Below are 20,503 nucleotides of genomic sequence, written 5' to 3' on the forward strand. Positions count from 1 at the left end.
ATTCTTTAATGAGAGTACTTCTTTTAAATATCCTAATCGTGCTTGGAACTTTTCTAAAGGTCCAAGCACAAGATTATACCGAGGTTAAAGCAAAATTTGAACACAACCTACACCAACCTGTAAATATTCAGAAGTTAGGCGATGGTCATTATTTTATTGATTTCGGAAAGGCATATTTTGGAACACTATCTATAAAAGCTAAAGCATCTCAAAAAGATACTGTGGTTTTTCATCTCGCCGAACAACTATCTTCAGAGTACACGGTTAACAGAAATCCGAAAGGAACCATAAGATACCAAAACGTTGTATTGCCACATTTAAATAAAGGCGAAAGCATCAACCTTAAACTGCCAAAAGTTATTGGAAACACAAAACCTGAAGCCATAGCACTGCCTGAATCATTTGGAGTGATTATGCCCTTTAGATATTGTGAGATAGAGAATTTAAAAATTCCGATAGACGACCTTATAATACATCAAAAGGTTGTGCACTACAAATTTAACGACGAGGCTAGTTATTTCACGTCTTCAGACACGATTCTTAATCAGATTTGGGACATCTGTAAGCACACCATTAAAGCTACAAGTTTTGCTGGCTATTATGTAGATGGCGACAGAGAACGTATTCCTTATGAAGCCGATGCATATATTAATCAACTTAGTCATTATGCGTTTGATAACGAATACAGTTTAGCAAGAAGAACAAACGAATTTTTCATTTCTAATCCCACATGGCCTACAGAATGGATTCTTCACACGGCTAAAATGTTTTATTACGATTATTTATACACTGGAAATTCTGAATCAATCAGTAAATTTTACGATAAGCTAAAAGACAAAACACTCATCGAATTAGAGCGAGAAGATGGTTTAATTACCACCGACAACGAACGGATGAACAAGCAGTTCATGACTCAACTTGGATTCGAAAAAAGAAAAAAAATTAGAGATATTGTAGATTGGCCAATGTCAGAACGCGATGGCTACGAGATGAAAGCAATCAACACCGTAGTTAATGCCTTCTATTTTGAAAATCTTATAATGATGTCTCGTATTGCTAAAGCCTTAGAAAAGCCGGAAGACGCTCTGTTTTATAAAGACAAAGCAGATCAAGTAAAAGCACTTATTAACGACAAATTATTCGACAAATCTACTGGATTATATATAGACGGCGAAGGTTCTAGCCACTCCTCGCTTCATGCAAATATGTTCCCATTGGCCTTTGGAATAGTGCCAGAAGAACGTAAAGAAGCAGTCCTTAAATTCATTAAATCTAAAGGTATGGCGTGTAGCGTTTATGCCGCTCAATATTTATTAGAAGGTTTATATAAATCAAATGAAGCCGCATACGCCCAACAATTAATAACGGCTACCGATCACGACAGAACATGGTATAATATGATTAAAACAGGATCGACCATGACTTTAGAAGCTTGGGACATAAAATACAAACCTAATCTAGACTGGAATCACGCCTGGGGAACAGCACCAGGAAATATAATAACACGAGATTTATGGGGTATTAAACCCACAACGCCAGGTTTTGAAGACGCAGAAATATATCCGCAACTAAGCAATCTTAGTTTTTCAGAAATTAAAGCCCCGACTATTAAAGGGCCGATTACAGCCAAATATAAAAAGATAGACGACCATAATTTTAAATATGAAATTGAATTACCTAAATCCATGAACGGACACTTTAAAGTTCCAACCGGAAACTGGAAATCAATTACACTTAATGGTGTAGATGTACACGGTAAAAACAAATTAAAGCTAGATAAAGGTCGTAATGTTATTACGCTAGTAAATTAATTTATCAGTCTAAAACAATAATCGATATCCCATTACAAAATATACAACCTATGATATTTAACCCACCACATAATTTTTTAAGCATGAAACATATACTGTTTTCCTTTTTCTTAATTTCATTTTTAAATGTATCAGGTCAAGAGCAAGTTTTTCCAGGTGCCGATGAAAAAACACCTTCAAAAGCTCAATACTTTAGTTGGATTAACAACACTAACGAAGGTCCTACCGAAGAACATACCGCTATTAACTTAGACTTTTTTGGATGGTTAAAAAGTGAATACGGCATGCAATTAGACATCTACGCTATGGATGCTGGTGCAATTGATGGTAAAAATTTTTACGGAAGTATTTATTCCGATCGCTTTAAAAAGCAGTTTCCTAATGGGTTCGACCCGATTTACGAACAAGCCAAAGCACTTGACATTAGATTAGGAGTTTGGGGTGGCCCAGATGGATTTGGAGATACGCCAGAAGAAGAAAAAGCCCGTATAGACGAAATGGTAAAATTATGTAGAGATTACGATTTTGCACTTTTTAAATTTGATGCTGTTTGCGGACCACTACGTCCAGAAAAAGAAGATGCTTTTATTGAGTTAATGAAACAATCTCGCGAACACAGCCCAGATTTAATTTTATTAAATCACCGTCTTGGTTTAGATAAAGCGAAACCTTACGCCACTACATTTTTATGGGGAGGTGCAGAAACCTATATCGATGTGCACATGGCAAATTCCATGACAGCACCACACCATAGAGCTCAGGCCATGTCTAGAGGACTTGTACCAGATTTACAGCGCCTAACAGAAGATCATGGGGTATGTATATCATCGTGTATCGATTTTTGGGAAGACGATTTAGTTTTACAAGCCTTTAATAGAGCACTTATTCTATCTCCTGAAATTTATGGTAACCCTTGGTTATTAAACGACGCCGAATTTTCTAAACTAGCATACATTTATAATTTACATAAAAAATACAGAGATATTCTTGTCGATGGGATAGTACTGGACAAAGCTTACGGAGAAAACGCCGTATCTAGAGGAGATGGCAAAACACAACTATTAAGCCTTAGAAATTTAAACTGGGAAGCAAAGTCATTTTCTTTAACATTAAATGAAGATATCGGACTTAAAGCCGATGGAGATATAACCTTACTTCAAGTTCACCCTACCGAAAAATTAATTGGTACATTTAAAAAAGGTGAAACCGTTCCCGTAGATGTATTGCCTTTTAGATCGGCTTTATTTATAGCTACTACAGAAGCCTACACAGATCCGCTTTTAGCAGGAACAAACTTTCAAACCATTAAAAATATCCCTGGTGAATCTATTGAAATCGAAATTCTTGGAATGCCTGGAACAACATCTAACATAAACATAGCAAATAGTGATTTATTTACTAATGCAAAAGTTGATGGTAAATCTATTCAGAAATTATCTAAAGGCGGAAAATTAAAAGTTCGTTTCCCTGGAGACAAACTTAAAAACGACTATCACCGTAAACTAAATGCGTTTGAAACAACAGATATTCCTGAAGATGCCACAACACTTTATGAAGCTACTGTATTTGCCGCAGACAACAATGCATTAGAAGTACGCTCTTTAAAACGTTCTGGCGAAACAAAAATACCAGAAGTCAAGGCCGCACGAGATGCTTTTTTCCAACAAGATGCTTTTGTTAACCGTGGTGTTTGGGATAAAAACTTATTCGACGGGGATTTAGAAACCGGATTTTGGCGCAACCAAACATACCGTTTAGACACACGTATTGAAGGTGGCGCGTTTAGATTGGATTTAGGAAAAATCACATATTTAGATCAGCTTTTAATTACTGTTCCTAGCGAATTTGGTTTACAGCCCTTACTAATAGGTGAAGGAAATTTTGTTGAAATATCTACCGATTTAAAAAACTGGGAGACCTTAACCTATATCGCCGGAACACAAACCGAAATAAACATAGGTAAAGACGTAAGATACTTGAGATTTAAAGCTACATCGCAACAAATTGTAGAAATTGAAGGTATCGCTAAAGGAAAAAAAGTAGACCGATCGCAATGGCGAGCTTCTAATTTATTTGCACACCCAAGTAAGAAAAAAGCACAGAAAGCATGGACATCTAAAATTGTTTTAGACGAAATCGCAGAAGGTAGCTACTTATGTGTTGCTGTAAACGGAAAACACGGTATAGAAGGTGCTTATGCTGCTGCTAAAATTGGAGAGACTTATATTGGTGCTCCAGACAGAGCATCGTCTTACCCTGCAAACAATTGGGAATTCATGACCTCTCGTCGAGATAGTAATTACACTTATTATATCCCATTAGACCAATCTATGATAGGTAAAGAAATTGAAGTATTCACGTTGGGTTACGATAAAGAAAATCTGAAATTAAATCCAGAATTATACATTACTACACACCCACAACCTTGGGAGAAACTTACACTTACATTAGATAGAATATAATCGCCTACCATTAAAAACTTAAACATGCACAACACGTCCGTTTCAAAAACCTTTTTATTACTTTTTATATTTTGCGTCACTCATATTGCTTCAGCAGAAATTAAACTTCCTGCATTTTTTAGTAGTGAGATGGTTTTACAACAACAAACAGAAGCCGCCATTTGGGGAACTGCCACATCGCGTAAAACCGTAGAAGTTACCACTTCGTGGAATGGAAAAACGTACACCACTAAAGCTGATAAAAATGGACAATGGAAATTAAAAGTTGAAACGCCTAGTGCTGGTGGTCCTTACGACATTACCATTTCGGATGGTACACCTATAACACTTAGCAACGTTTTAATAGGAGAAGTTTGGATTTGCTCTGGACAATCTAATATGGTAATGCCATTAAAAGGGTTTAGCAAACAACCCGTAATAGGCTCTAATAAAACCATAGCAACCTCGAGAAACAGTCAGATTCGATTATTTAAAGTAAAACAAAAAGCAAGCCTTGAACGCTTAGATAACGTAACGGGTAAGTGGCTAGAATCTAATCCTGGAAACGCTGCCGATTTTAGTGCAACAGCCTATCATTTTGGTAAAATGCTTCAAGACGTATTACAAGTTCCCGTTGGACTTATAGTAACCGCTTGGGGAGGCACACGCATAGAACCATGGATAAGTGAAGACGGATTAAAAGACTTTGATTGGGTTCCTGAGCCTGCTCTAGACGATAAAGGTAGAGTAACTCACAGAATACCTACTACCCTTTTTAATGGTATGATAAATCCGCTAAAAGGCTTAACCATGAAAGGTGTGATTTGGTACCAAGGCGAATCTAATGCTCCGGAACCAAAGAAATACGAAGCCTTAATGCCCGGCTTGATTAACAACTGGCGAAAAGAATGGGCTATTGGAGATTTTCCTTTTTATTACGTACAAATAGCTCCTCACGATTATAGCAACAAACCTGGCGTAAATTCGGCTTTACTTAGAGAAGCTCAATTAAAAGCTTCAACAAAAACAGTGAATACCGGAATGGTAAGTTTAATGGATGTAGGAGAAAAACATGTAATACATCCAGCGCACAAACAAGTAGGAGGTGAACGTCTTGCATACCTAGCTTTGGCAAAAAGTTACGATATAAAAGGTATAGCATATTCGGGTCCTGTATTAAAAGACATGATTATAGACGGACCAGTAGTGCAATTAACTTTCGACCACGCTAAAACGGGACTTAGCACCTTTGGCAAAGCATTTACTAATTTTAAAATCGCAGGGAAAGACAAACGTTTTTACCCCGCCCAAGTCTCAATAAACTGGAAAGGACTAGTTTTATTTTCGGCTTATGTTCCTAATCCTGTTGCAGTGCGTTATGCCTTCGACGATTTCACCATAGGAGAACTTTTCAATACAGCTGGTTTACCTGCCTCTTCGTTTAGAACAGACGATTGGGAGTTAGAATAAACCGAATTATCTTAATATTAGACTTACAATTAATAGCCCATTAAATTATATATTGATATGCTACATTATTTTAAAAAACATTCGAGACCCTTTTTTTCTTGGCACCTACTTTTAGTCGGTTTGCTTGTTTTAAATACATCTTGCAACGACGCTAAGAAAAAAGACACAGCAGTAACTGCGGTTACAACTCCAACTAAAAAGCCAAACATTCTTATTCTTCTCACCGACCAATGGCGTGCACAAGCCACAGGTTATGCCGGAGATCCGAACGTAAAAACACCAAACCTAGATCGCCTGGCTTCAGAAAGCATCAATTTTACCAATGCCGTATCGGGAACCCCAGTTTGTACGCCGTTTAGAGCGGCACTACTAACAGGGCAATTACCTTTAACTACAGGTGTATTTATGAACGATGTTCAGCTTAATCCAGATGCACTTAGTATGGCCGAAATTTTTAGCGAATACGATTATCACACAGGTTATATCGGGAAGTGGCATTTAGACGGACATGGTAGATTACAAAATGTTCCACCAGGAGAAAGACGACAAGGTTTCGAATTTTGGAATGGAAACGAATGTACACATGATTACAACCATTCGGTGTATTATGATAACGACAACCCTGAAAGAAAGATATGGGAACAGTATGACACTTTCGATCAGACCGACGCGGCCTTACATTATATTAATGATAGAAAAGCAATAGAAGATCCGTTTTTAATGATAGTATCTTACGGAACGCCACATGGCCCGTACCATACTGCTCCAAAAAGTTATCGCGATCGTTTTAACCCAGAAGATATAAAGCTAAGACCAAACGTTCCTGAAAAATCTCAAAAAAGAGCGAAAAAAGAACTGTCTGGTTACTATGCACATATTACCGCAATAGACGATATGATTGGTAAGATAACCCAACAGCTTAAAGATGACGGACAATGGGATAACACTATTATATTATTCACATCAGATCATGGAGATTTATTAGGATCGCACGGCGAGTTAAAAAAACAACAGCCTTACGACGAGTCCATCCGTGTACCTATGTTACTTAAATTACCGGCAAATAAAAAGATTGCTCCCAGCATTAATAAAACGGTTGTAAATTCTGAAGACATCTTACCTACCCTTTTAGGATTAACCAATATAGCAATTCCTAGTACTATAGAAGGTACAGATTTTAGCCCAAGCATTTTAAATAATGAAGAGTTAGATAATGCGGCGCTGATAAGATCTATACAGCCTTTTGGCTCTTGGAACAGAAACCGAGGCGGACGAGAATATAGAGGATTAAGAACACCTAGATACACCTACACCCGAGATTTAAATGGTCCGTGGCTTTTATTCGACAATCAGGAAGATCCGTATCAAGAAACGAACTTAATAGGAAACGAAAAGTATGCAACCATTCAATCTGAACTTGATACCCAACTTACACAGCGATTAAAAGCAAATAAAGATGAATTTCTCCCTGGTCCAGAATACGTTAAAAAATGGGGTTATACTGTAGACAAAACAGGAACTGTACCATATACAGAGTAATTATAATTTCATTCTATTATCAAGTCATACCATATACCAAAACCATTGTAGGTCTTCAAAATCAACTCTAATTTATAAGTATGTCTAATACATCTAAAATTATACGTTTTGCAGTTTATTCTATTGCCTTAGGCGGTTTGTCTCTGAATTTAGAGGCACAAACAAAACCTAATGTTATTCTTATAGTCACAGACGATCAAGGATTTGGAGACCTAGGATACTATGGCAATCCACATGTAAAGTCGCCTACCATAGACCAATTAGCGGAGCAAAGTGTACGATTTGACGAATTTCTAGTCTCTCCCGTATGTGCACCAACGCGTGCTTCTTTAATGACAGGAAGATACGCTTTAAGAACAGGTGTTCGTGACACCTACAGAGGTGGTGCTATAATGGCCACCGATGAAATTACTATTGCCGAAATTCTTAAGGAAGCAGGATATAAAACCGGCATGATTGGCAAGTGGCATCTTGGAGACAACTACCCTTCTCGTCCGCAAGATCAAGGTTTCGATTTTACATTAAATCATTTATCAGGAGGCTTAGGTCAAAATGGTGATTGGCCAAACGCTCTAGAAGGCAGTCGCCGGTATTTTGATCCCATTCTTTGGAAAAACGGAGAAATGATACAAACTAAAGGGTACTGCTCGGATGTATTTACAGATGAAGCAATCCATTTTGTTGATAAAAACAAAGCAGATCCATTTTTCCTGTATTTATCTTTCAATGCACCACACGCCCCGCTTCAAGTACCTGACGCATATTACAACATGTACAAGGACATTGATCCTTCGAAAGGTTTTGAAAACGACGACAGACCTTTTCCTGTAATGAATGAACAGCTGAAGGAAAACGCAAGAAAAGTTTATGCTATGGTTTCTAATATAGACGATAACTTAAAAAGACTCTTCGACACTTTAGATGGTATGGGGATAAGAGATAATACATTGATTATTTTTATGACAGATAATGGCCCTCAGCACGATAGATATGCCGCAGGTATGAAAGGTAGAAAAGGCTATGTTTACGAGGGCGGTGTTCGAGTGCCTAGTTTCTGGAGTCTTCCTTCTCAATTTAAAGGAAATCGCGATATTAAAACACCTACGGCACATTACGATATCTTACCTACTCTAGCAGAATTATGCGGTGCACAACGTCCTACAGATAGAATTCTGGATGGAAAAAGTTTGTTGCCTTTATTGAATAATGAAACGTCTAGCTTAGGAAATCGGACTTTTGCTCGGAGTTGGGTACGTGGTGGACCAGAACAATACACAAACATCTCGATTAGAAACGACCAATACAAATTGGTAGGAAACACAGTACAGCATGCCAACATCGATACATTCGAACTGTATAATATAGTGGCCGATCCTTTCGAACAACATAACGTGGTGTTAACGCATCCTTCAGAAGCCCTAGATTTAAAACAAAACATGGATGTGTGGTTTAAAAACATGATTTCTGAGCATAATTTCACAAAAGATCATCCTGCTATTGTAGGAACAATGCACGAAAATCCATCTGTTCTAAACATTAACGATGCTATTTTTACAAAAAACGAGAATCTAGGTCAGGATGTTGCCGGATGGGAAATAGAAGTTGCTGAAACAGGGTATTACGACATTAAAGTCCAATTATTTCAAAAAGAGATAAACAATATTAAACTCGATTTAAAAATAGGACCTGAGACTATAACAAAAGAGGCTATAACACTAACAGACGGCATAATACATATCCATAGGCTAACATTAGGAAAAGGCACGGTTAGACTCACCCCTTTTGTCACAAACGAAAAAGGCGCATACATCAAACCGTTTTATGTCAAAATAGATCGTCAATTTTAAAGACCATATCTTCTGTTTTTTTTTAAGGTTCGCATTTTATAGCCTTATTGATACCAACTCTACCCAATAGGTAAACAACACTATACACATTGAGGGTGGCTTACTATACTCTTCTAAATATGAGTCTAGTAAGCCCATAAAAAAAGGCACTCATATTAATGGCACCTTTTTATAATTTTAAACTTCCTTTGCTTTAGTCGTTCAAGTATTTTTCAATTCCTTTTATAATAGGTTTAGAAAGCAACTCATATCCCTCTTTAGTATAATGTACATCTTTGGGTCCCGCACCGTGATCCTTGTGTATTTTTTTGGAGATATTATTTATATCATTTACAGTCACTCCGTATTTTTTCATAACTCTTTTAGCAACCTTATTATAGATTTTATCCGATTTCTCAACACGCCCTAATTCGCCTTTTGGGACATAAGATGTGGTTACAAAAATAAGTTTAGCCTGCGTTTCTTTTAAACGCACTACTAAAGCCTCTAAGTTACGCTCATATTCTTCCGGAGTAAACGTCACTGTTCCATTTACTTTATCACGATTACCCTGATTTTTAGATTCTGGATTTCGGTAACATAAATCCCATAATCCCCAGTTAAATTGAATAACATCCCATTTTGTGTCCCCAATCCATTCATCTATCTGTTCTAAACCATAACCAGAATGTTGCGCATTCCCTTTATTGTGCACCACATTAGCCTTTTCCTTTAATACTTTTCTTACAAAAGGCGTATAACCTAAAGAAATCGAATCCCCTATTATTAAAACATCAGGTACAGTGTCTGTCGTTTTAAAAGAGGCTAAAAATATAGCCAAGCATCCAATAAGCAGTAATTTAAATTTCATATATGTGTAATTTAATTAATTAGTATTTCTAAATATTTTTAATGTGTCTTTAATAAATGTAATATCGGTTATAATACTAAGCAAACATTTATAAGGTTGTTAACTACAAACAAACACACACACTTAAAGTCTTGATAACAAACAACTAACACCACAAAGCACAAGTGAGTATAAAAGTTTTAAATATAATATTAATAAGACGTTATTAACTAAAAAGCATAAAAAAACCTTAATTAGAACAATCAAAAATCGAGCACAATTTACTATAAAAAAGCAGATAATACCTAGATAAATTAAGAAAAAACGCGAATTATATTAAATAATATGCATGCATAATATAAAAATAATTTAAACAATCAGAACACCTAACGTTTACATTTATTTAACATTTAATACGATTATCTTTTGACAGAATTAAAAAATATTCTAAGTTTATAACCTGATATTAATAACTAATTTTTTAACCCCTCAATTATTAAAAAAAGAACCGCTTAAAATTAATTAACACATTTAGTATGAAAAAAAACCTCCTACCCCCAAACAATTTAAAAATTGTTTCAGCAGTTATGCTTTTCCTGTTTACTAGTTTTTGCTTAACGGCACAAACAATTACAGGAACAGTTACGGCTAGCGATCAGCCCTTAGCAGGTGCTAGCATTATTGAAAAAGGGACATCACATGGTGTCCAATCCGATTTCGACGGAAATTTTACCATTACAAACACAGCACAAAACGCTGTATTAGTGATCTCATACATTGGGTATATCACAAAAGAAGTTCCTGTTAACGGACAAAGTAACATTTCAGTTACTTTAGAAGAAGAAGTATCAGGATTAGATGAAGTCATGATTGTTGCCTACGGTACACAAAAAAAATCTAATTTAACTGGAGCGATCTCTAGTGTTGGTGAAGAGATTTTTGATAGCAAACCTGTAGCCAACGTGCAACAAGCGCTACAAGGTGCTTCACCAGGTTTACAGATTTCTACATCTGGAGCCACAGGAGAACCGGGTGCAGAAATGAACATGAGTATTAGGGGATTAACATCTCTTGAAGGTGGAAATGCACCTTTAGTATTAGTAGATAATATCCCTATGGGAATTAATGATGTAGATCCTAATGACATTAAATCTGTATCTATTTTAAAAGATGCTGCAGCTTCTGCAATTTATGGAGCTAGAGCGGCCTTTGGGGTTATATTAATAACAACAAAAACAGGAAAAAAAGACGGAACCGTTAATTTCTCATACTCTACGAACTACGCGATTACCTCACCTATGAATATGCCACAAAGCGCAGATGCATTATCTTTTGCATACGCTATGAACGACGCGAGCGTAAATGCTGGAGGTAGTCCGTTTTACGACGCTACAGAATTAGGCTATATCGAGCAAAACTTAGCAAACCCAGGAAGCGCTCCTGAAGTACAAGAAACAGCTAACGGATTAGCTTGGGATCTTGGTGTAGATGGTTTGAATGCTTCTGCAGCTACAGACTGGGAAGATTTATTGATTAAAAAAACAAGTTCTCGAATTAAACACAACCTAAGTGTTTCAGGAGGAAATGAGAAATCGTCTTATTACTTATCTGCAGGATTCTACGACGAAGAAGGATTGCTAAAAGTTGGTCAAGACTATTTTACACGTTATAACATTGATGCTAAAATAACCACTAAATTAGCCTCTTGGATAGACCTTTCTCTATTAACTAAGTACAAGTTTGAAGAACAAGAATATCCTTCGCATGCTACAGCGGGATCAGGTAGTACAGGACGATCTTTTGTTACATTGTTAATGACAAGACTTAAACCTACTAAACCTGCATTTTTCCCTGGAACAGATGTATGGACAGGTAGAATTGGAGAACAAGAATTACAGAAAACGCTTGAAAAAAACAGACAATTAATCTTCTCGCCTAGGGTAACTCTAGAACCTGTGAAAGACTGGGTTACCAATATTGAATTTACATACCGTACAAACGATAATAGTATTGCATCTTCTTTCCCAACTGTACCTAGCGCGGTACCTGATGGTATGGGCGGATCTACAATAACATCGTCTAATCAAGAAAGTACACGTTATTATTCTACTCTACAAACCAATACGTATATGTCTCCAAACATATACACGAGTTATACTAAAAGTATTGGAAACCATAACTTCTACGCTATGGCAGGTTACCAACAAGAAACTTACGAGTATTCTAATTTAATTGCTCGTTCTTTTTACTTATTAACAGATGCAATTCCATCTATTAGTACTTCTGTAGGAGAAAAAACAATTGACGATAGCTTAGGACACTGGTCTACTCAAGGTATCTTTGGTAGATTTAACTACAACTTCAAAGAAAAGTACTTATTTGAAGTGAATGTGAGAAGAGATGGTTCTTCTCGATTCGACTCAGATAATAGATGGGGAACATTCCCTTCTTTCTCTGCTGGTTGGGTAGTGTCTAAAGAAAATTTCTATCCGTTAAAAAATGCTGTTGAATTCTTGAAATTCAGAGGATCTTACGGATCTATTGGAAACCAAAATGTGGCCAACTATTTATACGTACCGTCTCTAGGTATTAGCCAATCGTCTTGGTTATTTGGAGGTGAACAATTATGGACAGTAGGTACGCCTAACCTTTCTAGTGTAGATTTAACTTGGGAAAAAGTAAGCACCTTAGATTTTGGGGTAGACATTCAAACATTTAATAAAAGACTTGGAGTAGTATTTGACTGGTACCAATCTAAAGTTGACAACCTTGTAGGACCAGGACAACCTGTATCTGACGTTTTAGGAACATCTGTACCTAAAATTAACAGTGGAGAAGTCACTACAACAGGATGGGAACTTGAAGTGTCTTGGAAAAATACATCGAAAAGCGGATTCTCTTACGGGTTCACAGGAGTACTATCAGACTACCAAAGTAAAATCACAGAATACAACAACCCTACAAATATTTTATCTAACAACTACCAAGGTAAAGATATAAATGAGATTTGGGGAATGGAAACAGATGGTCTGTTTCAATCTGCCGATGAAGTTGCTAACTACCAAAACGATCAATCGTTTATCTATTCAGGAACTTGGTTTCCTGGAGATGTTAAATACGTAGATTTAAACGGAGATAATGTTATTAACACAGGAGACAATACGCTTGAAAATCCTGGAGACAGAAAAGTAATTGGTAACAGTACTCCACGTTTTCAATATGGCTTTATGGCAAATGCCGCTTGGAAAGGCTTCGATGCTTCTTTTCAATTACAAGGTGTAGGAAAAAGAGATTTAGACTTAAGAGGATTAGGTACATTTAGAGGACCTGCAAACGGTGTACTTCATGCTAATGTATATACAGAGCATTTAGATTATTTCAGACCAGAAGGTACTACTAACCCATTAGGAGCAAATACAGACGCCTACTTCCCGAATGCGTATTCTCAATTTACAGGACAAAATAATAAAAACTACGGGTATGCTACGACAAGATACCTTCAAAATGGAGCTTATTTAAGACTTAAAAATGTTCAAATAGGATATACAATCCCATCTGACATTTTAAGTAAAGCTAAAATAAAAAGCATAAGACTATATGTCTCTGCAGAAAACCTATTTACTATTACCGATTTAATGATTTATGATCCTGAAGCATTTGATGGAAGGGATGGACGTATTGGAGATCAATACCCTATAAGTAAAGCAGTTTCTTTAGGATTAAACATTAACTTCTAAAACTAAAACAATGAAAAGGATACTATATATCATCACATTAATATTTACAGGAATCGCTTTTAATTCCTGCTCAGATGACTTGTTGGAAAAAACACCTTTAGATCAAATTTCGGATACCGATTTTTGGAAAACAGAAGGCGATTTACAACTTTATTTAAATCAACTTTATGCCACCTTACCAGGTTGGGCAGCGGCTGGAGCATCGCCTTCACTGGATATCGGAACAGATATTATTGCACAATCTAGTCTTTGGTTTGGAGCCTCAAACACAACACGATTAGACGGAACCATAAATGTACCATCTTCTGGTGGAGGCTGGAGCTGGTCTAATGTACGTCGTGCTAACTATTTCCTAGAAAATTCTGCACGTGCAGAAACAGGGAACTTAATTGACCACTACATAGGTGAAGGTCATTTCTTTAGAGCTTGGTTCTATTTCGACCTTTATAAAGATTTTGGTGCATTACCAATAATTACTAAAGTAGTAGATTTAGAAGACGAAGATATCTTAATGGGAGCACGTAGTTCTAGAACAGAAGTTGCTAATTTTATTCTTGCTGAACTAGATTTAGCGATCGAAAAAATGGAATATGCCGATAAAGTTGGACCTTCTCGTTTAAATAAAGACATCGCGGCACTCTTTAAAGCTAGAGTTGCATTATACGAAGGAACTTGGGAAAAATACCACCAAGGAACAGATTTTGCAGGAACTACCGACGGAACAGATTATTTACAACAAGCTGCAGATGCTGCCTTAAGCGTTATAGAAGCTGGGAATTATTCTCTTTCTACAGGCGATGTAGACGAAGCTTATTACAACTTATTTGTTCAGACAGATTATAGCGGTAACAAAGAAGTTATGTTATATAAACACTACGATTATTTAACATATAACATTCAGAATTCTTTATGGAATCAGCCAAGTTTACAAGGTATGTCTCGCGAAATGACACAACTATATCTTGCTGCCGATGGTTTGCCAATTAGCGTTAGCCCAATTTTTAACGGAGATGCGACTTTAGACGAGTTACAAGAAAACAGAGATCCTAGATTAGCACAATCTGTGATGGCACCTGGAGATTTAGATATTATTGCCGAGAACGGAGCAGAAAGCTATTTTATGGTACCAGATATGTCTCGTAACCCAACAGGATATTCTATAGAAAAATGGAGATCTAAGCAAATCGTTCAAAACAACGAAAGAACTCGAGATATAGGTTATATTATATTTAGATATGCTGAAGCACTTTTAGTTTATGCCGAAGCTAAAGCAGAATTAGGAACACTAACTCAAGCCGATGTAGACCTAACCATTAACCAATTAAGAGACCGTGTTGGTATGCCACACCTAAACATAGGAGCTATTACCCCAGATCCGAATTGGCCAGATTACGGGTATACTTTACCTGATTATTTACAAGAAGTAAGAAGAGAACGTGTGGTTGAATTATTTGGAGAAGGAAACAGATTAGAAGATTTAATGCGCTGGAGAGCACATAAACTATTTGTTGGAAAAAGACCTATTGGAACCACTTACACTTCTGATATCGAAGCAATCTACTCGGGCTTAACCGTTAATAGTGAAGGATTCCTTGATCCGTATGTAAACTTTTTAAATACAGGTGGATTTGGTTTTGATCCAGATAGAGATTATTTATTACCTCTACCTATCGACGAATTAACGATTAATGATAACCTAACCCAGAATCCAGGTTGGTAATATATCAATTATATAAATCTACTATATGCTGTAAAGGCATAGAAAAGGTTTAATAAAAGTTCTAAAAGGCTGTCTTAATAAGGCAGCCTTTTTTTAATACTCTAAATTGTAAGTATTTCAAAACACGCTCTAAACCAAACGCCACGGCCAAACAAGAACTAGAAATGAAAAAATTAATATTTTGTATTTTAAGCTGTATTTCTCTTTTCTCCTATGCTCAGCATTCAGAAACCAAAAAGAAATCTCCTAATATCGTTATTATTGTAGCAGACGATTTAGGCTACAATGGCATCTCTACCTACGGAAATTTATATATTAAAACGCCAAATTTAGATTTACTAGCTTCTCAAGGTGTGTTATTTACAGATTTCCATTCTAACGGATCTGTTTGTAGCCCTACAAGAGCGGCATTACTCACCGGTAAATATCAGCAACGCACAGGTATTGAAGCGGTCATTACCGCCAAAAGCCACAGAGATGTAGGTCTTAATTTAGATAAAATCACTATCGCTGAAGAATTTAAAAAATACAATTACACCTGTGGCATGTTTGGAAAATGGCATTTGGGTTACGGAAAAGAATTCAACCCAACATTACAAGGGTTCGACTATTTTAAAGGTTTCGTAAGTGGTAATGTAGACTACCACGCACACATTGATGCCGAAGGCTACTTAGATTGGTGGAACGGCATTAATACCGAAAACGAAGCTGGCTATACTACAGATTTAATAACGAATTACGGTGTCGATTTTATAAAAAAACACAGTACAAAACCATTCCTACTTTACTTACCACACGAAGCACCACACGGTCCCTATCAGAGACGTATTGCCAATGCCCTACGAAAAATCGGAACGCCTGGAACAGCGCGTGTACCAGGAGATAGCATAAAAGCTATTTATAAAGAAATGCTTGAAGTTATGGACCAAGGTATAGGCAAGATTATGGATGCTTTAAAAACAGAAGGCATATACGAAAACACAATTGTTATATTTACTTCCGATAATGGCGCGAACAATTATGGCAATAATGGCGTATTAAGAGGCATAAAAGGGAGTCCATACGAAGGCGGGAGTCGCGTACCGGCAATAATTAGTTATCCAAAGGTCATAAAAGCAGGAACAACCAGTGAGAAAACTGTATTCACTATGGATTTATTACCTACCCTACTTGATATTATAGGAGAACAACCAAGCGGAAAACACATAGATGGTATTAGTATTAAAGACCACCTTATTAACCAAACAGACCTACCTAAACGAGATGTTTTTTCCGCGTTTCGCAATCAAAGCTATATTAGAAGTGGTGAGTGGAAAATGGTTAAAATAATAAATGAAACAGAAGCCAAATTCGAACTTTATAATTTATCTCATGATATTGAAGAAAAAAATAATATAGCATTAAATAACCCCGAATTATTACAGATATTACAGCAAAAACTTACCGTATGGGAGCAAAATGTTAGAGCTGGAGTAAAAACTATTACAAAATAATATAACACCATAGTGAAGCAAAAAGGCGGTACTTATAAGACAGCCTTTTTTAATATTTAAATGTTAGAGTTTTACAGCTTACTCTTCTCTATTTATGTCCCATTTTACTACTAATCTCTCTTAATATGTCGTTCTGTTCTCTTTTTAGATTAATAAATGTAGTCACCCATTTATAAATCAGATAAAGGATTCCAAATAGAATTGCTAGGTAAACAATGAAAAATAGAATAGGAAACACAGACATAAATAGAATAGGAAACATGGGCGTAATATTATTTTTAAATTAATGATTTTATTAAGAATTAAAGAATTCGTTATCTCGTCGATAAAAAACCTAGTGGTTTTATATGCTGCTAGAAATCGTGCTCATTTCAAATCTTTCTCCCAACGTATCAGCACCTTATAAATATAATCATTAATTATAAGACATCGAAAAATAACAAAGAAATTAGTGTAATTAGTACTACTATTTAAATGTATTAGCGTATTTTATTTCTATCTGCTATGACGCACTCCTTTTTAATAAGTTTTTGTCAAATTCTGTATGACTTATATTTCATCTCGTTTATGTCTCAAAAACGTTTCAATCCTTAATTCCGTAGTTGTGCATCGTCCTTTTAGCAAAAAAAAACACCCATCAAATGGACTCCTATTTAACCACATCTAAAACGAGTTTAGCCGATTTTATCCCTTTTGTCTTTGCACTCAATTCAATGGTACCAACATCGGTTGTAGTCCGCAACACAACAAGACAAGTACCATTAGTTGTACTCCTACTATTACCTTGCCAAGATTCGTCGGAAAAGATATCTGAATTAGCAACTCCGGCTATACGCGCTGGTCCTTTCACGCTAAACTGTATGAGTTGATTTTCGGGAACAATATGTCCTGTATTATCTCTTAAACTCACTTGAATATAAACCAAATCTGCACCATCGGCGTTTAATTTGGTTTTATTGGGCGACAGTTTAATTCGAGTGGATTTACTCGCCGTGACCAACGTATCTCTAACCACAATTTTACTATGCTTCTTACCAATCGCTACTAACTCTCCTGCTTTATAATTAACATTCCAATATAACACAGGTTCTTCGCCTTCTATAAGCGTTTTATTTCCTAACGATGTTCCATTTAACCATAATTCCACCTCATCGCAATTTGTAATGGTCTGAACTTCCAATAGTGCTTCTGTATTAAAATTCCAATGATTTAACACAGGAAACCAACTCCATCGCTTATTATCGTAATGGTTTTCCCAAGCTTTATATTTAACCGTATCTGGTTCTTTTACTAACAGTTTCAGCTTAGGCTGGTCACTATATAATGCCTGATAAATATGTCCGATAGGCGTCATTTTCTCGTCCATACCATAAAAAGAGCGTTCCCAACTTTTATTGGGCCAAACCGACTCGCCTAAATAAGATGACGCTGCCCAATAATAATGTCCAACTACATACGATTTATCAAATTCTAACATCGAAATCTTACGATTTCCAAAGTCAAGATTAGTTGCTGTTTCCGAGGCAATAAATAACATTTGCGGATACTTTTTATGGTCGATATCGAAAAAATTACCAGTATAATTCCAACTCACCACATCCATATTAAAAGCCATTGCTGGTGGTAACGTCTTCATAAAATCATCGTGGTTATCCCAATTATTCCATTCTAAATTATCATCTTTTCTTCCAGGAAACAAAGCCGCAGTAACTTTCCTGCTAGGATCTAATTCGTGAACATACGCAACCAATTCCTTCAACACATCGGCGCCTTGATAAGCACCATCTGCTTCAGTTTCAAATTTCTTATCGAACATTTTACGTTGCTTAGACACTTCATTTCCTACACTCCAAAGATACACTGAGGGATGATTGCGATCTCTTTTTATAAAACGTGCTATATCTGTTTTCCAAACCTCTCGAAAAGCAACTTCTCCTCCATAATACTGTGAAGTCCATTTATCGTAAGATTCCGAAATCACCAGAATTCCCATTTCATCGCAAAGTTCGAGTAAAACTCTGGCATGCGGATTATGACTTAACCTAATGGAGTTACATCCCATATCTTTTAATAACTGTAAGCGGTGACGATACCCTTCCTTTAGAGCTACAGCACCTAAACAACCTAAGTCATGATGAAAATTTCCACCCTGAGCAAACACTTTATTGCCATTTAACAGTAAACCACGATCTGGAGCAAACGCAATATCTCGGATTCCAAAACGTGTATTATAGTCCCCTTGAAGCTCTCCATTACATCGTATCGTGGATTTTGCATAATAAAGGTTTGGAGTTTCCGTATCCCACAATTCAGGATTTTGAACTTGAAAGTCTTGCTGAAACGTATGTGTTTTAAAAAACTGCAAGTATACCACACTCGTTTTTGAAGCCACTACCGCCCCACTTGGGTTATATATTTGTGTTTCTAAGGTGATTTCTCCTTCCGTCCCACTTGCGTTAGCTATTTCGGTTTCTAATATTATTTTTGCCCGTTCTTGGGTAACAAAAGGTGTTGTAACATAGGTCCCTTGATTTACTACATGTACAGGATTTACTATGTGCAACCATACATCTCTATAAATACCTTCTCCAGTATACCAACGCGAAGTTCTCTTTTTACGATTATCGTAATGAACAGCGATAACATTTTCTTTATCTAAATGAATATATGGTGTTAAATCATATTCAAATCCCAGATAACCATTTAAGTTTCTTCCCAACAATTCGCCATTAATCCAGACTTTAGAATCTCTATAAACGCCTTCAAAATTAATAAACACTTTTTTACCCTTATCTTGTTCTGAAAGCGAAAATGATTTACGATACCAGCCTTGCTGAAAAGGCAAATAACCATTTGCCGCTGTTGAAGTTTTCCGATCGAATTTACCTTTTATACTTGCATCATGTGGCACACTCACGGTCTCCCAATTCTGGTCGTTAAAGTCCGGAGCTTCTGCACCTTCTTGCTCGTGTAATGCAAATTTCCAGTCCGCATTAAATAGCTGTGTACTCTGACCATACACAGTGTGAAGCATGGAAAACACACACAGAAATACAAATAGACAAATCTTTTTCATGTCGTTAATTTAAAGGTATCAGTTACCTATTAGTGCTTATTTTTTCGAACGATAGTAGAATGTAATTGCTGAATTTTCCAAGTGTTATTTTCTTTTTTTGCAATTGCACTTTCTAACCAATGCGCTTTTCCTATTGTATCTTTTTCCTTTACGAAATACGCATAATTATCGTAAGCTACCCAAATCATATTTTCACTATGTTCGGATTTTACGTACTCGAAACGATTTAATCTTTTTACAGTTGATTTATTAGCTTGTTTTCTTCTGATATAACTATAAATGGAATCGTTTGTCCATAACACCCCATTCTCTAAAAGCACAAAATCGGTGGTATAATATTTAGATACGGTAGTAGAATCGAAATCTGAAAATATATCTTGAAATGAATCTGAAACCAGACTTTTCACAGAATCAATATCTGCTTGTTTTTGACTCTCTGTAAGTTCAATATTTTTTGTAGGCTCAGGTTTTACCGTGGTTTCACAAGCGTAAGCGAAACACAGACTTAATAGTATAATTATTTTTTTCATTTTCTATAAT

The 20,503-nt window shown here is 36.3% G+C and carries 11 protein-coding genes; 8 read left to right on the forward strand and 3 right to left on the reverse strand.

Annotated features, from left to right (window positions below):
• The first annotated feature begins 8 nt into the window (after positions 1–8).
• From ACKC83_RS00680 to ACKC83_RS00700, 5 genes are all read left to right on the forward strand, one after another.
• Complete coding sequence (locus tag ACKC83_RS00680; RefSeq protein ID WP_434036674.1) at positions 9–1,811, forward strand: family 78 glycoside hydrolase catalytic domain; 1,803 nt, start codon at positions 9–11, stop codon at positions 1,809–1,811.
• A gap of 83 nt (positions 1,812–1,894) precedes the next feature.
• Positions 1,895–4,273, forward strand: a complete 2,379-nt coding sequence (locus tag ACKC83_RS00685; RefSeq protein WP_434036675.1) for a hypothetical protein — start codon at positions 1,895–1,897, stop codon at positions 4,271–4,273.
• 24 nt (positions 4,274–4,297) lie between these two features.
• Positions 4,298–5,722 carry a sialate O-acetylesterase gene (locus tag ACKC83_RS00690; protein WP_434036676.1) on the forward strand — a complete coding sequence of 475 codons (1,425 nt, stop codon included), beginning with the start codon at positions 4,298–4,300 and terminating at the stop codon, positions 5,720–5,722.
• Positions 5,723–5,779: 57 nt separating this feature from the next.
• A complete protein-coding gene (locus tag ACKC83_RS00695; protein ID WP_434036677.1) occupies positions 5,780–7,261 on the forward strand; it encodes a sulfatase family protein in 1,482 nt (493 codons plus the stop codon).
• A gap of 80 nt (positions 7,262–7,341) precedes the next feature.
• On the forward strand, positions 7,342–9,108 hold the full coding sequence (locus ACKC83_RS00700) for an arylsulfatase (protein WP_434036678.1): 1,767 nt from the start codon (positions 7,342–7,344) through the stop codon (positions 9,106–9,108).
• 193 nt (positions 9,109–9,301) lie between these two features.
• On the opposite strand, the gene ACKC83_RS00705 is transcribed toward ACKC83_RS00700, so the two are convergent.
• Positions 9,302–9,958 (reverse strand): SGNH/GDSL hydrolase family protein, encoded by a 657-nt coding sequence (locus tag ACKC83_RS00705; protein ID WP_434036679.1) that lies wholly within the window; start codon positions 9,956–9,958, stop codon positions 9,302–9,304.
• A gap of 515 nt (positions 9,959–10,473) precedes the next feature.
• On the opposite strand from ACKC83_RS00705, the gene ACKC83_RS00710 reads away from it, so the two are divergent.
• The 3 genes from ACKC83_RS00710 to ACKC83_RS00720 all read left to right on the forward strand — a co-directional run bounded on the left by ACKC83_RS00710 (position 10,474) and on the right by ACKC83_RS00720 (position 16,887).
• Complete coding sequence (locus ACKC83_RS00710; RefSeq protein ID WP_434036680.1) at positions 10,474–13,674, forward strand: SusC/RagA family TonB-linked outer membrane protein; 3,201 nt, start codon at positions 10,474–10,476, stop codon at positions 13,672–13,674.
• A gap of 10 nt (positions 13,675–13,684) precedes the next feature.
• Positions 13,685–15,394 carry a RagB/SusD family nutrient uptake outer membrane protein gene (locus tag ACKC83_RS00715; RefSeq protein ID WP_434036681.1) on the forward strand — a complete coding sequence of 570 codons (1,710 nt, stop codon included), beginning with the start codon at positions 13,685–13,687 and terminating at the stop codon, positions 15,392–15,394.
• Between the two features lie 164 nt (positions 15,395–15,558).
• Complete coding sequence (locus ACKC83_RS00720; RefSeq protein WP_434036682.1) at positions 15,559–16,887, forward strand: sulfatase-like hydrolase/transferase; 1,329 nt, start codon at positions 15,559–15,561, stop codon at positions 16,885–16,887.
• A gap of 649 nt (positions 16,888–17,536) precedes the next feature.
• Here the strand turns inward: ACKC83_RS00720 and ACKC83_RS00725 are convergent.
• Both ACKC83_RS00725 and ACKC83_RS00730 read right to left on the reverse strand, forming a co-directional pair.
• Positions 17,537–19,963 (reverse strand): sugar-binding domain-containing protein, encoded by a 2,427-nt coding sequence (locus tag ACKC83_RS00725; RefSeq protein ID WP_434036683.1) that lies wholly within the window; start codon positions 19,961–19,963, stop codon positions 17,537–17,539.
• A 29-nt stretch (positions 19,964–19,992) separates the two neighbouring features.
• On the reverse strand, positions 19,993–20,493 hold the full coding sequence (locus tag ACKC83_RS00730; protein WP_434036684.1) for a DUF4440 domain-containing protein: 501 nt from the start codon (positions 20,491–20,493) through the stop codon (positions 19,993–19,995).
• Between the last annotated feature and the right edge of the window lie 10 nt (positions 20,494–20,503).

Origin of the sequence: Formosa bonchosmolovskayae (assembly GCF_051016085.1) — a bacterium.
Lineage (GTDB): Bacteria > Bacteroidota > Bacteroidia > Flavobacteriales > Flavobacteriaceae > Formosa.